The sequence below is a fragment of the Staphylococcus sp. OJ82 genome, from assembly GCF_000294465.1.
Lineage (GTDB): Bacteria > Bacillota > Bacilli > Staphylococcales > Staphylococcaceae > Staphylococcus > Staphylococcus equorum.
This window is the reverse complement of the sequence record NZ_ALPU01000003.1, coordinates 378,577-394,524: the sequence shown is the minus strand read 5'-3', so window position 1 is coordinate 394,524 and position 15,948 is coordinate 378,577. Positions and strand designations below refer to the sequence as shown.

The following is a 15,948-nucleotide window of genomic DNA, read 5'->3' as shown; positions in this document are numbered from 1 at the left end:
TAGTACATCATTGTTCCTTATATTTTTGTTATTTTTAAACGCCGCCACTCCAACCTACAGCAGTAAAAATGTAAAGTATAACCGAGCCAACGACAATCCAAATTAGAAATAGTGGTACCATAAATTTAAACCACGAGCCAAAGTTTGCTTTGGCAATCGCAATAGCACCTACTGTTGCACCTAAAGTTGGTGTAATTAAGTTACCTAACCCTCCACCAAACGATAAGGAGGTTAATAACATTTGATCATTAACACCTAACGCATTAGTCACAGGTTGTAAAATAGGAATCATCACGCTCATTAACCCTGAACCAGATGGTACTAGTAAATTAAATATACCTGCGACAATAAATACGATAACAGCTACCATGCCAGACGATGAACCATCAAGTTGTGTAGTAAGACTGTTTACAATTGTGCTCAATATCTTACCTTTTTCTAAAATCACACTAATTGTATTTGCCATGATAATTGCAAATGCTACGACTAACATCGGTTTAGCACCTTCCAAAAATCCATCAACCATTGCAGTTGTCCCTTTTTGTTTTATTAAATAGGCTAAAACAAAACTAATACCAAAAACAGTAATAAATACACCATTGCCGTATTTTTCTGTCCAGTTTAACATACCATTACCTAAGGCTAATATAATCGGTGTCACAATGACTAATGTAGCTACGATGATATCTCTCCAATTTACTTGTCTATCTTCAATTGCCATATCATCATTAATTTTTTCTTTATGATTAAACAGCCACTTTTGTGTCGGCATCATACTCTTATTAGGATCTTTAATGACTCTTCTTGCGTACCAAATCACATATAACAGAGTGATAATTAAAAACACTGCATACATTATAGCTCTTCCACCATAACCAGAATAAAGTGCTACTTCAGGATAAACAATTTGTCCAATTTTAGCCATACCTGAAGGTGAAATTGAAAAAGCCATATACAAAGGTAAAAATGTAATGGCTAGTGCCATAATAGGGTCTAATTTCAAACGATTTACGAGTATGACTCCAAGCGTTACGAACACGATCATTTGATCTCCACCAACGAAGAAACCGATAAACGCCATCAAGGAAAATAACCCGATAATTAATGGCAATGCACCAGCATGTTCGAAACGAAAAATCATATAATTCGTTAATTTTGTCACAGAGTCTAACTGTAATATACCACCCATTGCACCACCTATAAATAGTAATAGTGTAATCGTTTGGGCTGATTGAATCCCCCCATTAAGTATGAGTGTAATAGCATAAAATGGATTCACTGGGTTTTGTGAAATTGCATGATACGTCCCTTGTATCATTGATCCATCTTTACTTGTATCAAATTGCCCAGCAGGAATGACATACGTCAATAAACAAGCAAACATCATCATAATAAGCATCATTAATAGCACATGAGGTAATTGGAATTTTCTTTTCACTTTTGTTTCAGTTTGCTCTGGCGCAGTGTTGACGTTACTATGGTTTACATGTTGATATGATGTTGTACTTGATTCTGACATGAACTTCACTCCTTATATTTAAAAAACAGACGCAACGTTTTAAAACAGAGGCGTCTATCCACTTTATTGATTACTGAGTATTAGTGTGTTACTTCTGTCCTACTATATCTATTTTCTTTAAAAGGAATACCTATATGATCTCGTAATGTATCCCCCTGATATGCTTTATCGTAATAACCTTTTTCTTCTAAGATAGGTAATACATAATTTAAAAACTCATCATATACAGGTCCATTAATATGGGGGCCGAAGATAAATCCATCTGCTGCGCCATGTTCAAACCATTCAATGATTAAATTTGCTACTTCTTCATAAGTACCAGTGAAAGGAGAGCGACGGGCTGTTTCTTCCAAAGCGACATCTCTCAATGTTAAATTATTTTGTTTTGCGCGTGCCGCAATAGAATCTGCAGTAGCACGGAAACTATTTTGACCCACTTCACCTAAATCTGGAAACGGTGCATCGAGATCATATTGGCTGAAATCATGATGATCATAATATCTACCTAAGTAATCTAAAGCTTCGTCAATTGTCGCCAATGATTTTATTTCATCAAAGCGTGCTTCTACCTCATCGTTCGACTTACCAATAACTGGGGATAATATAGGATATACTTTAATGTTTTGTGGATCGCGTCCAAACTTTTTGGCTTGTGATTTAATACTGTCGTAATTACTTTTAGCGGTATCTAGTGATTCACCTAAAGTAAATACTGCATCAGCATATTGAGCTGCATATGCTTGTCCTTTAGGAGATGCACCTGCTTGAAATATAACAGGTTGGCCTTGTTTAGAACGACTAGCATTTAATGGACCCTTAACTTGAAAATATTGTCCTTTATAATCTAACGTATGCATTTTTTCCTTATCTAAATATGAGCCAGTCTCAACATCAAATGTAAAGGCATCATCTTCGTAAGAGTCCCATAACCCTTGAACGACTTGCAGATGTTCCTCAGCAATATCATACCTAACATCATGTTCAGGATGATCTCCTTTACTATAGTTATCGGCACTACCAGCAAGTGGCGAAGTTACTATATTCCAACCTGCACGCCCATGACTGATTTTATCGATTGTTGCGAGTTGTCGTGCAACAGTAAAAGGTTCACTATATGATGTTGAAATAGTACCAACTAAACCAATACGCTGAGTTACCGGAGCAAGCGCAGCTAAAAATGTTAACGGCTCATGTCTATCTAAAAAATGTGGAATAGATTTCTCATGAATAAATAATCCATCTGCCACAAATACAAAACTGAATCCTGCCTGTTCAGCTTTTTTAGCAACATCAAGTTGGAATTCAAAATTTGTACTGGCATCGCTCGGTACATCTTTAGATTTCCAAGCATGCATATGACCACCAGGACCGTTTAACATGATTCCAAAATCGATTTTATTTTGACTCATAATACCCCTTCTTTCTGCTTTTCTTTGTTATTCGTAATAGCTAATTGGTCTACTGTTTTAATTCTTAATTTATGATTTTGAACTGGCATATGTAGCATAAATTCATCTATATTGCCGTCACGATTTAATTGATTTAGCTGTTGCTTAATTTCATCCGCGGAACCATTAAAAACATCTATTTGCTTTTCTTCAACTTCAAAGTCTTCGTCACTTTGTTTTTTAAATGTTTCTACTTGTTCCTTTGTATTAACAGTGATTTTTCTACCATCATCGAAATGTAAAGCATAATTTGTACTACCTTCTTTAACTAATGCCTGTTCGTCTTTATTCTCTGATACAACGGCAGCTACCCCTACAATGACTCTGCCTTCAGGAAATTGTTGCTTATAATCTTTAAGGGCTTGTTGTAATGTTTCAATATTTGAATTTATGAAAAATGCATATATAAACCCAACTTTTTCTGTAGCAGCAAATTGAGCAGAACTTTCACTACCACCTAGTAGATAAATTTGTGGTGTGGAGATTTCATTATTGCGTATCGTTGTTTTTAATTGTCCATAATCTTCGTTTGCAGAAAAATCTCCATTATTAAATTGATTTAATAAATGAAATTTATCATTGAAACTTGTTTGTGGCGACTTTAATTCTGTTTGCAACGCCTGTGTCGCTAAAGGAAAGCCTCCCGGTGCTTTACCTATACCTAAATCGACTCTTCCAGGTGCTAAATGACTAATGAAATGAAATTGCTCTATAACTTTGAATGGACTATAATGTTGCAACATTACGCCACCAGAGCCTACACGTATATTTTTTGTGTGATTCAATATATGTGTTACAAGTATCTCCGGACTCGTACCTGCAACTTCTTCTATATTGTGATGTTCAGCAACAAAGTACCTTGTATAGTTTAATTTATCTGCTAGTTGTGCCAATTCAACTGTACGAGCTATACCGTCGTTTACTGTTTCATTTTTATCTATTGGACTTTGATCAAGAATGCTAATAGCTGTCACACGCTGTCCCCCCATATCAGTTTTCTGAAAAATTTATTATATGTAATATTATGCCTTCTATGACTTTTTGTCAAGTATCCCTATCTCTTTACTAAGGATTAAAAATAAAATGATTTGATACATGTGATTTATTGTTCCAAATACAGCGATATTGGTTAATTTTCAACAATACAAAAAAGTTGAGAAAGTCTGTTTTACAACAAACTTTCTCAACTTTTAATTTTATATTTAATTATACTTTAGTAAGTCCAGCCCACAGTATGTTCTGTTTCTTCTTCACTTGAAAGTTCGTCAATATCAATCATTGCTTCTGATACATTTCTCGAATGATAGCCAATACGTTCTAGTATAGCAATCATATCTAGATATAACAGACCACCTTCTGGTGAACATTCACCTGAACTTAAACGCTTAATATGTTTTTTTCTTAAATCATGTTCAAGTGTATATGAATCGTTACTTAAATTAACAATTTCATCTTTTTTAACTTTGTCATATACGCTAAACATTTCAACTGATTTATCGAATGACATATTCACGTGTGAATAAAGTTTATCGATACTTTGTGCAGCTTTATCAGAGATTTGTACTGGTTCATTGTGTAACTGTTTCAAATCTAATATATACGCTTCAGATAATCCAGCTACTTTTAACATCGTACGGTTTACGTCAAATAACACAGACATTCTTTCTGCATCTTTTTTGGATATTTTCTTCTCAGATATTTTCGTTAAATATTCTTTTACATTGTCATGCATATTTTGAACAGCCGCATGTTTTTGAAGTACTTTTTTCTCATTTTTTTCATTGTATTCACTAACATTCTCTAATAATGAGTATGTCATACGTCCAATGTTTTGGATTTCATCTTGTGCTTCTTGTAAAGCAATACTTGGAGCTCTATTAATTAAATTTTTATCTAGATGTCTAGGTTTATATTTTTCTGTTATATCTTCACCAGGAATAAGTTTTGTTACGATCCAAGCTAGGACAAATATAAATGGCAATTGAATCAATGTATTTGTAACATTAAATGTACCGTGTGCAAAGGCAATCGTCATTTCTGGATTTAAGTGCATTACTCCTTCCATCCATTCAACAACCCATTGATAAATAGGTAAAATCGCTAAGAATATTGCCGCACCTATTACGTTAAACATAACATGTACTGCTGCTACACGTTTTGATGCAAGTGAGCCAGCTAAACTTGCGAGTATAGCCGTGATTGTTGTACCAATGTTGTCCCCTAACAATATAGGTAACGCACCATTTAAACTAACTAAGTCATTCGCATAGAATCCTTGTAGTATACCAATTGTGGCGCTTGAGCTTTGGACAATAACTGTTAAAATCGTACCTGCTGCAACGCCAAAGATTGGGTTAGTTGACATGTCTAACATGAATTGATGGAAACCATCTAAATTAGCTAGTGGTTTTACGGCACTGCTCATTAATTCTAATCCGTAGAATAACGAACCAAAACCAAATAAAATCATACCGATATTTTTAACTTTTCGCTTTTGAACAAAGAATATTAAAAATGCACCAATAGCTAATATTGGTAGCGAATATGCACCAAGATCAATACCTATAATAAATGCTGTAACTGTGGTACCTATATTCGCTCCCATTACAACACCAATGGCTTGACGCATTGTCATAAATCCTGCACTTACAAGTCCAATGGTAATTACCGTTGTACCAGAACTACTTTGAATCAAAATCGTAACTATCGCACCTGCAAGTACGCCCATAAGTGGGTTGCTCGTAAATTTATTTAATATACTTCTAAGACGGTCTCCTGCTGAGGCCTGTAAGCCGTCGCCCATTTGCTTAATTCCGTATAAAAATATACCTAATCCACCGATAAAAGTGAAAATTGTCTCCATAACAGATGAATCCATTGTCACACCTCTTTAAATTATTTGTAAACTATGTGAATTATAACGCATATTTGTAAATTTAGTGTTAATTTTTTATTAAAATTATAGAGTAATTTCTAAATGCTTTTGCAATCATATTTCAACGATATATCAGACCACCTAACAAATGCTTTGCTATCAGTGTTTTCCTATTTATTTTATTGATTTTATGTGTAAAATAATTATGTCTTTTTAATGAATTTAATCATATAAATATACTCAAAAGAGTTAATTCTCTTTATTTACGTTTTTATTGAGGTATATGTATTAAAACCGTCTCCCCAAATTTTGAGAAGACGGTTTTAATTTGAACTTAATGCTTATATAGAAATTTTTCACTAAATGATTGTTATATACTGTTAATTACTTGATTTAAGATGGTAATTCTGATCGTTTCCCACTATGCTTTCTAATCATTGCTGCTAATATCGATGAAATTATGCCGAAAATTATAAATCCTACAAACATCCACATCGTTGAATTCATTTCTAATGACTGATGCATATAGAGTAATTCTCTTAAATATTCAGCATAGTGCGTAAATGGGTTCCAATCCACTATATAGTCTTGATAAAATTTCGGTAACATTTGTTTTGGCGATGTTACGAGTTGCATACTAAAGAACATTGCTATAAAGAAAATAGGAATTGATTTCATACCTAGCCACGTCATTACACCTAAGATTAAACCCATAAATCCTAGAATAGAAATGGATATATAAATTGCTATTTTATTTATATCAGGGAAGTCAAAACCTAACACACCTGACATGAAATAAACATACCCGAATCCACCAACAAATGCTGTAATCACCCCTACAATCATTTGTCCTACTGAAGCGATAATACGTTGCGAAATTTCAACATTATTACTCGTTCTAAATGCAAAGAATAGTAGTAATGAAGCTACAATTGAGCTTATCCAGACTGGCATAAACATTAAGAACGGCGCATTACCACTAGCTTGGTGGTCCTTCACTTCATTCACCTTTTTATTTATTACATTTACAGGCGTTGTAATATCTTTGATATCGCTCGCATCTATTTGCACATTCTGTTGGTCTAATGTATCTAAACTCTGCTTGGAAATTTGTTTGTTAAGATTATCCCCAATACCTTTCAGCATATTAGATGACATTTGTGAAGCCTGCATATTCGCCCCACTATTCGTAAGTGTTTTAAATTGAGCTTGCTTTACTGTTATATCTTGGTTACTACTTTCTTGAGCCATTTTCTGTTGCATTTGTTTGGATTGAGCAGCAGGTATTTCACCTGATTTCACTTTATCTTCCATTTCTTGTTTCTTATTATCCATTACTATCTTTTGAGTTTTACTCATCGCATTTTTTGAAAAATCTTCTTCGAAAATTGCAGCACCAAAATATTTTTGTTCATCTAATCCTTTACGTGCTTCTTTTTCACTATCTACATTGATCCATTTTATTTCGTCAGAGTTACTATCTTTCAATTTATCTTCTAAATTTTCACCTATATTTATATCTTTACTTTGAATAGATGTCCCTTCATCATGATTCACAATTGCGATTGGCATCTCTTTAGGTTGAGGATTATACGCTGGATAAAAACCAATTGAAAAAATTGCAAGTATGATTAATATCGCTATTGGCGCAATCCAAAGTAATTTACTTTTAAATATATTCATACCATTTACCTCCTTATTGAACATCATGTTGATTATTCACTACTTTGTTTATTATAATGAGGTTAATAGAATATTCAATATGCAATAACAATCATATTGTCTTTTTATCAACATATCATTACATATTGTTAATTAACTAAAATGAGGTGACTACTATGCCGGAAGATCGACGTGTACGTAAAACTAAATCAGCGATTAAAAATGCTTTTATACAATTGCTTGAAGAAAAAGAGTTAGAAAAAATTACGATACAAAATATTACCCAATTAGCCGATGTGAACCGTGGTACTTTTTATTTACACTATGAAGATAAATACATTTTACTTTCTGATATGGAAGATGAATTTATATCAAGGTTAGCCGATAGAATTGTATTCGAAAAAGTCATGATGCATGATGTAAGTATTGAAGCATTTGCCAAAGCATTTTCAGAGGAAGTTTTAAAGAATATCATTACTTATTTATATGACAATATTGAATTTTATAAAGTGATTTTTAAACTTGATAGAAAAAGTAAAATAGAAGAAAAAATTTCTGATTTAATGTTAAATAATATGAAAAAAAGCATACCTTTTAGTAATACTGTTTCTGATATTCCTATTGATTATTTTCATAGTTATGTAAATGGGGCCACAGTTTCGTTTATAAAACATTGGGTACAAGACGAAGATAGAATGGATCCAGATACGGTAGTTGATTATTTGTTTAAAATTATCTTTAATGGTCCTTTACGTCTTATGGCAAATGAGCACCAGCATACTGATCATACAAAGTAAACTTGTCATCTTTGTATTTCTCCGCCAGTATTTAAAAGAATTTTAGAGAAAGGAACTATTATTATGATTAGTGCATATAAACACTCACAAACACATGAGATTGTTGAATCTCCATTAGATCAATCCGCTTCTTGGATAAATGTAGTTGATCCAAATTGGGAAGAAATTGATTCCTTAATAAATTTATACGGTATCCCAGAGGATTTTGTTAGAGATCCATTAGATGCTGAAGAAAGTGCTCGTGTAGAATATGATGAAGACACACGTTATTCACTGATTATTCTCGATATACCAGTTGTAAATGATACAAATTTAAAAGTACTTTCTTTTATTACTATTCCTTTAGGTATCATCATTGGCAATAAAAAAATAATAACTGTTTGTAATACTGAAAATGAATTTCTCGAGAACTTTAGTCGTCAAAATATTAATTTACATTTTCATAGTCGCTTTGCACTTAATATATTACTGACGATTTCCAATCACTATAATAGAAATCTTAGATTACTTAATAAAACAAGATTACGCATCGAACGCGATTTAAAAAATAATGTCACGAATAAACAACTTTATAATTTAATGGAAGTAGAAAAAAGTTTAGTATATTTTCTTGCGGCACTTAAAGGCAATGAAGCCATTATCAAAAAATTATTTCGACTACCTGCAATTAAGCGTTTCGATGAAGATGAAGATTTGTTGGAAGATTTGGTTATCGAGAATAACCAAGCCTTAGAAACCACAAAATTATATACAGACATTTTAGAGAGTATTACAACCTCTTATGCTTCATTGCTTTCTAATGAAATGAACAATACGATGAAGACATTAACGTTGTTTACTGTTTTCTTAACCTTACCTACATTAGTATTTAGTTTTTTTGGTATGAATGTACCCTTACCTATAGATAATCACAGCTATGTATCATGGCTCATTGTTATTGCTATTTCATTAGTCATCGTGACGATTGTTGGCGCATTTTTATGGCGTAAACAAAAGCTTTGAAGGCATCCTAAAAATTGATATTTAACATAAAAACAAACCCACGTCGTAATGGCACTGAACCCTTAAAATGGGAACTTAATAAAAACACTATTTTCTAGGATGCTAATTTCCTGAACTCTATAGGAGATAAGTAGCCTAGTTTTTGTTGAATTCTTACTTTATTATAGTTTTCAATGTAATTTTCGACAATATCTATTACAATGTTATTAGAGCTCTTGAGCTCTTTATTTAAGTAGAATGTTTCACACTTTAGCGAGGAATGGAAACATTCAATTGGGGCATTATCAGCTGGCGTTCCCTTACGGGACATGCTTCTGGTAATGCTTTTTTCTTCGCATAATTTATAATATTCATACGATGTGTAAACACTTCCTTGATCGCTATGAAGTATACAACTATCTGGAATTTCTAATTGGTTCAAAGTCTCGTTCACTAAATTTTGATTCTGGTGATTATCTATAGTATAAGCAACTATTTCCCCGTTATAGACATCCATAATTGACGATAGATACAACATTGTATTACCGAAAGGTAAATAAGTAATATCTGTTACAAGTACTTCTAATGGACGATTTGCATTAAAATTCCTCTGTAACAAATTGCCTGTTTTATAGAATGGATTACCTGGTTTTTTAGATTTTTTAGGTTTAACCCTACAATTCAATTCGTTTTCTTGCATAAGCCTTTGCACTTTCTTGTGATTAATTTTTTCCTTACTAAATTTATTTAATTCAGCAGTCACTTTTCTATAACCATAGGTATATTTGTGCTTATGACAAATCGATTTAATTGCTTCTAATTCCGAATTTGTTTCATGTTTTTTACATTTCCAGCGATAATAGGTAGATTTGGGTATGTTAAATACCTCTAATATCATTTTAACTGTATATTTTGATTCTAATGCTTCAACCACTTGTATTATTATTTTGGGCGACACTCCCTTTCCAATTCCTTGTACTTTTTTAAAATTTCTAATTCTGCGTTTTTTCTTTTATTCTCCAATTTTAATTGTTCAATTTCTGAAAGTTCTTCTAATCCCTTTCCGTAGGAATATTGTTTTCCAACTTGTTGATGAAATCTATAATGTTCACCATTTTGGTACCATTTCCACCAAGTTTTCACTTGTGATCTATTTCTAATGTTTAATGTATTCATAATTTCTTTTGCACTATATCCCTCAATTTTCATTTCAATAGCTTTATTTTTGGTTTCTAGTGAATAAGTAACTCTTTTCATAGAAAAACACCTCCGTATAAATTCATTTTAGTATGAATTCAACGAAAGTGTTTTTATTTTATTCCCACAATTGGGGGTCAGTTCATAATTAACGTTGGGTTTGTTTTTATGCGTTATAGCAAAAGTCTAAATCTCACTAGAATTTATATAATTATCCTGCTTCATTTTTATATTTATTTCTAAAAGATAAAGTGTAAGTAACCGCAAAGGCTACGATAAAGGTAATGAGCATCGCAATACCATAATGTAACCAACCATTATTCTGACCGCTAATAGATATAAAACCTGGAAGTCCTGCAGTACCTAAAGCAATTGCTTTAACTTTAAAGAATGAGATATAAGCTGAACCAATACCTGAACCTACAATCGCTCCAATGAATGGATACCTTAATTTTAGATTCACTCCAAACATTGCAGGTTCCGTAATACCTAAAAGTGCTGAGATGCCCGCAGCAGATGCTACACCTTTTAATTTCTTGTTCTCTTTTATAATAAAGAAAGCGGCTAAAGCTGCTGCACCTTGTGCTATATTAGACATCGTCGCTATTGGGAAAATAAATGAACCACCTGTAGACGCACTATCTGCAATCAATTGTGTTTCAATTGCAATAAAACTGTGGTGCATACCTGTAATTACAATTGGCGCATATAGCAAACCAAAAATAAGTCCGCCAATTGCACCACCAAATTCATATAACCACGTTAGTCCATCAGATAACCAATAGCCTAACGTGCGTGTGATGGGTCCAACAAATAAAAATGTTAAAAATGCAGTAACTAAAATTGAAAGTAGCGGTGTTAATAAATTATCTAATACAGCTGGTACTACTTTACGTAAACCTTTTTCTAAATTAGCTAAAATATAAGCAGCTACTAACATTGGCAATACTTGCCCTTGATAACCTACCTGATTTATTTCTAAACCAAGCACATTCCAAGAAGGTATTTCTTTCCCTTCTTCTAAAGCTTTGGGATAATCATAGGCGCTCATTAACTCTGGATGCACAAGAATCATCCCTAAGGCTGCTCCAAGAAAAGCGTTTCCTCCAAAGCGTTTAGCAGCGCTAAATCCAATTAAAATTGGCAGTAGTGTAAATGGTGCATTCGCAAAAATGTTAATCATTTCTGCCAGACCTTTGAATTGATTATGTACTTCTATTAATGACTGTTTATCATAGAAAATACCTGGTGCTGTTAGAATATTATTAATTCCCATTAATAAACCACCTGCTACGATTGCAGGGATAATTGGTACGAATATATCAGATAACATTTTCACAAATCTCTGGAATGGATTCATGTTTTTATTACCTTCTGCTTTTACTTCTGATGTCGTAGCAGCTTCTTTACCTGTTATGCTTTCTAACTCTGCAAATACCTTGTTCACAGTACCTGAACCTATAATAATTTGATATTGGCCACCAGTAGAAAATGTTCCCTTCACAACATCCATTTCGGATAATTCTTTTTCATCTACTAAGCTTTCATCCTTAAGAACAAGACGTAATCGTGTGGCACAATGTGCCATCGCATCTATATTTTCTTCTCCACCGATTGCTTGTAGTATTTCTGTAGCAGATTTTTTATAGTTCATCTCTATACCTCCCATTTAAATAGAACCGGTTCCATAAATATGAATATTTTTATTGTAACCGGTTCCAATAAATTACGCAATAGCTAAATGAACTTTTACACCGCTTATTCTACGATATATATACCACTTACTAAATGATGTTCAGCCCATATTTTCGAGTTCAGAATCAACAACTTTATTATAATAGCCTTGAATTTTACTTATAAAATAATCTTTTAGTTTTAGTATAGATTCTGAATTTGTCTGTGCATCTTCCAGATGAATCTTCCATGCTCTGTCTGGGCATTCAGTTTCAAAAAATTCTTTGTGTATTCTAACGGTATTTCTGTTCACTGGTAAATTGTATTTTTTTAATAATAGTGCAGCAACCCAAAAACTAACTTCTTCATTTTTCATAAATTCTTGATCTGTAAGCACACCATCTCTTTTAGATTGGCATCGTTCTACACCTATAAATTGTGTATTGGCATAGACGTTACCACAATGCCATTCAACATATTCTGTTGGGTGAAACCAATAGCAAGTATCCTGATCTACATAAACACTTGCCCATCCTTTTTCAAGTTCATTTTTTTCGATTCTATTATTTAGCCAATCTATATAATCTTTGGCAGCATAATTCTCAGCATCATCATGAAGAACAATGCCTAATATATAAGGTTTTAAATCAGTTATTTTATTATTTGTGGTATAAAAATTGGAATAAATATGATTCATAATGAATAACCTCCTCTAAATAATACGTATATGAATTAAAAATTCGTTATCGTATAGCAAAAATTTATACGTACCTCACTTTACATTGTTCTAAATTTAATTTTTACATCTTTATAACAACATTATATTCAAAAATATTTATATTTAAAGTATTACTGTTCACAACATTTTATTATATAATGTAATTTGTTCAACAAATCATTTTTCTATTAGGAGTTGCTTTTATGATGGAAAGTACAACACTTTGTATTCATGAATATTTAAGTACATACACACGACGTTGTATCGACCGAGTAATCTTGTTATTTTCTTTAAATAACCAACTTGACGTCGTGATCAATGGGAAACATGAGTCTGTTGGCAGCAATCTTATCGTTATCAATCATAGCGATTTATATCAAATAACGAATGCTGAACAACTTGTTGAATTAATAATACCTGTACAGCAATTTGCGGAAATAGATCAATCATTCTTTCATTGTTATTATAATTTCAAATTGATAAATTCTAGTGAATATATCAAGTATTTAACATTAACTATGATTGAGCAATTAAGTCGCTTAAATGATACGAAATCTTCAAATATCATTGAAATTATTACCATTTTAAATAAAGAAGCTAAAATTAAACAAGATTTTATTTATGTACCTTCTATTCAATCTGAAAGTAACTTGTTAAATAAAATCACTGTATTTATTAAAGCTCACGTCACTCAGCCTATTTTTTCAAAAGATATTTCTAATTCTTTTTATATATCGGCACCGTATATCTCTATTTTGTTCAAGAAATACTTAGGCATAAGTTTTAAACATTATATTGCTAGTTTAAAGATAGCCGCCTCCTTAGCAGAATTAGTTCATAGTAAGGAGACAATCCATGCCATTTCAGAAAATATGGGATTTAACCATTATCCAAATTATACACATCAATTTAAAAACCACTTGAATATGACACCTAATGAATACAGGAAAAAGTTCATGGTATTACAGCGTATCCCTGTTAAGCTAATTAACGAAGACGTTAGTAATTATATCCCCTATTTCGAATCTATTTCAGTAGAAAAGCCATTGCCATCTAATCAAGTCAACATCGAATTGGATCAATTAACCTATAAAGATATTGCAAAAACACCGACGCTTTTTATTCACATTGATGATCTGATGGATATCGTTCAATCAACTTTAAACACTAACCTCAATTTCGCTGATTTATCCGAATCCTATTTAATGATTAACAATGTTAGTAAGCTCGCTTTAGAAAAGTTGAATTTCACTGGCTTGATTGACTTCATTGACTCATTATTTTCAAATAATGTAGGTATCGCAATTAGGGTTAAATCTAGCCATCAATTTAAATTTATTCAAGATATCATCTTACAGTATTTAAAATATAAAAATGAGCACCATTATCAACAATCTAACTCTAATTTTATAATGCTTTTCGATGCTGAACATTTGTCATTAAAAGAAATTAACCGTTTATATATTAAAGTAAAAAATTTAAATATACGTATAAAACTAGCTATAACAGTAGAAGGTGTAATCAAACAAACGCATTCCTTAAAAAGCGCATTTGATATATTACATAGATTCAATTTTGATTTTTACTTTATTGATATTGAACAAAAAGAGGTCCAATCATTGCTTAATAAGAAAAGTAATATGTTTAATCACTCAATGAGCTATTTTGACTATTATAATCAACTCATTGACGCATCTCAAATTCACACCTCTAAATTTGTATATACCAAACTCACCAAAAAGTGTTTTAAATTATATAAAGAAAATACTCCCTTAGAAACTGCCGACTTAATGTGCCATATATTAATTATGCTCAATCGCGGAAGTGGTGTAGGTTACGAATTAATGTCTAAAGATAATATGGATATTGCATTAATGAATCGTCACGGAATATGTGAGCCTTTAATATATCTATATCAAATTGTGAAACCTTTTATTGGTAAACCTTTATCAATTCATGAAAATTATATCGTTTTTAAGGATTTTCAATATATACACATCTTATTATTTAATTCATTGAAACATCGCTTTTCGCCACAAGAAGTACATAAATTTGTCCTAAGACCTCATGCATTACCTACTAAGGCAATGCTATTTATACAAACACTTAACAGAGAACATGGTTTTATTGATTACGCCCTACCAACTTTATTAAATGAAACGTATATCGAACGCACACTTTTACGTCATATAGAACAAGCAAATACGCCAAAAGCCGAGATAAAACAATTTATACGAACAGCTAATCCCCTAGAGTTTGAACTTCATTATGACGAGCTAAAGTATATACGTATCTCACCATTCTAAATAGCAATCAATGTTACACTTAATGTAGCTTATCTTATAAATAAGTCTAAAATAGTACTATTTATTATAAATCGAATAAAATTACCCACTTTATAATTGCATTATTTTAGCATTTCAGATATAAAAGAAGAAACGGATATAAAGGAGATTTCAACTTTGAAAAACAAAAAAATGTTTGCAATTGTTATTAGTTCAGTAATGTTAATTGTTGCTATTGTTTTAGTCGTTATGATGATGTCTAGTGGTCCAAAAGAGACTTACTATGGCTATATGGAAAACAGTACAACAGCTGAAAAAGTAATCAGCGAGAAAGATAAAAAGATAGAAAAAGATGTGAAGTTACCTTCTGAATCTGGCTTTTCACCTAAGAGCGGAGATTTTGTTAAATTAGTAAAAGCTGAAGGTGACGATACTTATAGTGAAATGGAAGTTATCGATCATGACGATATGCCACATGGCTTAATGATGAAAATTCATGACATGGGTGAAATGAAAGGCATGTAATCTACAAGATTATGTAAATGCTTAACTTCTTTACTCACATATATAAGAGCAGTTAAATTTTCTTAAATAGAGATTTACTGCTCTTTTTTTAATCTATATAGTCTCTGTAAAAAAGAAGTATTAATAAAATTAACGAACAAATATTATTTTCAAAGAAACTAACTAAAAAAGAGGCTGAGACATAATGACATGTCTTAGCCTCTTTTTTTATATTGGCAGTGGCTGACTGAATTGAAAATGCGCTTATACCAAGCTTTTTTCAATTCT

General features: G+C 32.0%; 12 protein-coding genes. 4 read left to right on the top strand and 8 right to left on the bottom strand.

Translation table 11 applies throughout. The features are described 5' to 3' along the window. Positions 1–34 precede the first annotated feature (34 nt). The 5 genes from SOJ_RS04090 to SOJ_RS04070 form a co-directional block, all read right to left on the bottom strand. The gene (locus tag SOJ_RS04090) at positions 35–1,519 is read right to left on the bottom strand and encodes a Na+/H+ antiporter NhaC family protein (RefSeq protein ID WP_002506825.1); all 1,485 of its coding nucleotides are present in this window, start codon (positions 1,517–1,519) and stop codon (positions 35–37) included. Positions 1,520–1,599: 80 nt separating this feature from the next. Then, positions 1,600–2,928, bottom strand: coding sequence for an LLM class flavin-dependent oxidoreductase (locus tag SOJ_RS04085; RefSeq protein WP_002506824.1), 1,329 nt, complete (start codon positions 2,926–2,928; stop codon positions 1,600–1,602). Next, complete coding sequence (locus SOJ_RS04080) at positions 2,925–3,941, bottom strand: MsnO8 family LLM class oxidoreductase (RefSeq protein ID WP_002506823.1); 1,017 nt, start codon at positions 3,939–3,941, stop codon at positions 2,925–2,927. The genes SOJ_RS04085 and SOJ_RS04080 overlap by 4 nt, the downstream gene beginning before the upstream one ends. A gap of 239 nt (positions 3,942–4,180) precedes the next feature. Next, positions 4,181–5,845, bottom strand: a complete 1,665-nt coding sequence (locus tag SOJ_RS04075) for a Na/Pi cotransporter family protein (protein ID WP_002506822.1) — start codon at positions 5,843–5,845, stop codon at positions 4,181–4,183. A gap of 390 nt (positions 5,846–6,235) precedes the next feature. After that, the gene (locus SOJ_RS04070) at positions 6,236–7,525 is read right to left on the bottom strand and encodes an ABC transporter permease (RefSeq protein ID WP_002506821.1); all 1,290 of its coding nucleotides are present in this window, start codon (positions 7,523–7,525) and stop codon (positions 6,236–6,238) included. A gap of 155 nt (positions 7,526–7,680) precedes the next feature. On the opposite strand from SOJ_RS04070, the gene SOJ_RS04065 reads away from it, so the two are divergent. Together SOJ_RS04065 and SOJ_RS04060 are read left to right on the top strand one after the other, a co-directional pair. Further along, the gene (locus SOJ_RS04065; RefSeq protein WP_002506820.1) at positions 7,681–8,301 is read left to right on the top strand and encodes a TetR/AcrR family transcriptional regulator; all 621 of its coding nucleotides are present in this window, start codon (positions 7,681–7,683) and stop codon (positions 8,299–8,301) included. A gap of 63 nt (positions 8,302–8,364) precedes the next feature. Further along, positions 8,365–9,303 (top strand): magnesium transporter CorA family protein, encoded by a 939-nt coding sequence (locus tag SOJ_RS04060; protein WP_002506819.1) that lies wholly within the window; start codon positions 8,365–8,367, stop codon positions 9,301–9,303. Positions 9,304–9,397: 94 nt separating this feature from the next. On the opposite strand, the gene SOJ_RS04055 is transcribed toward SOJ_RS04060, so the two are convergent. The 3 genes from SOJ_RS04055 to SOJ_RS04040 form a co-directional block, all read right to left on the bottom strand. Further along, positions 9,398–10,539 (bottom strand): IS3 family transposase gene (locus SOJ_RS04055; RefSeq protein WP_156789159.1). Its coding sequence is split into 2 segments (ribosomal slippage): positions 9,398–10,269 and positions 10,269–10,539, totalling 1,143 coding nucleotides; the frame shifts between segments, so codons are not numbered across the junction. Positions 10,540–10,690: 151 nt separating this feature from the next. Further along, positions 10,691–12,133 (bottom strand): sucrose-specific PTS transporter subunit IIBC, encoded by a 1,443-nt coding sequence (locus SOJ_RS04045; protein ID WP_002506818.1) that lies wholly within the window; start codon positions 12,131–12,133, stop codon positions 10,691–10,693. 141 nt (positions 12,134–12,274) lie between these two features. Continuing rightward, entirely contained in the window at positions 12,275–12,850 is a 576-nt protein-coding gene (locus SOJ_RS04040; protein ID WP_002506817.1) for a peptidoglycan recognition protein family protein, read from the bottom strand. A gap of 224 nt (positions 12,851–13,074) precedes the next feature. On the opposite strand from SOJ_RS04040, the gene rsp reads away from it, so the two are divergent. Next, positions 13,075–15,177, top strand: a complete 2,103-nt coding sequence (rsp, locus tag SOJ_RS04035) for an AraC family transcriptional regulator Rsp (protein WP_002506816.1) — start codon at positions 13,075–13,077, stop codon at positions 15,175–15,177. Positions 15,178–15,333: 156 nt separating this feature from the next. Then, entirely contained in the window at positions 15,334–15,681 is a 348-nt protein-coding gene (locus SOJ_RS04030; protein WP_002506815.1) for a DUF4889 domain-containing protein, read from the top strand. Positions 15,682–15,948: the final 267 nt, after the last annotated feature.

What these genes read in the sequence shown, in the direction of transcription:
- SOJ_RS04090 (WP_002506825.1), bottom strand. Translation starts at nt 1,519, where the DNA reads ATGTCAGAATCAAGTACAACATCATATCAACATGTAAACCATAGTAAC.
- SOJ_RS04085 (WP_002506824.1), bottom strand. Translation starts at nt 2,928, where the DNA reads ATGAGTCAAAATAAAATCGATTTTGGAATCATGTTAAACGGTCCTGGT.
- SOJ_RS04075 (WP_002506822.1), bottom strand. Translation starts at nt 5,845, where the DNA reads ATGGATTCATCTGTTATGGAGACAATTTTCACTTTTATCGGTGGATTA.
- SOJ_RS04070 (WP_002506821.1), bottom strand. Translation starts at nt 7,525, where the DNA reads ATGAATATATTTAAAAGTAAATTACTTTGGATTGCGCCAATAGCGATA.
- SOJ_RS04065 (WP_002506820.1), top strand. Translation starts at nt 7,681, where the DNA reads ATGCCGGAAGATCGACGTGTACGTAAAACTAAATCAGCGATTAAAAAT.
- SOJ_RS04060 (WP_002506819.1), top strand. Translation starts at nt 8,365, where the DNA reads ATGATTAGTGCATATAAACACTCACAAACACATGAGATTGTTGAATCT.
- SOJ_RS04045 (WP_002506818.1), bottom strand. Translation starts at nt 12,133, where the DNA reads ATGAACTATAAAAAATCTGCTACAGAAATACTACAAGCAATCGGTGGA.
- SOJ_RS04040 (WP_002506817.1), bottom strand. Translation starts at nt 12,850, where the DNA reads ATGAATCATATTTATTCCAATTTTTATACCACAAATAATAAAATAACT.
- rsp (WP_002506816.1), top strand. Translation starts at nt 13,075, where the DNA reads ATGATGGAAAGTACAACACTTTGTATTCATGAATATTTAAGTACATAC.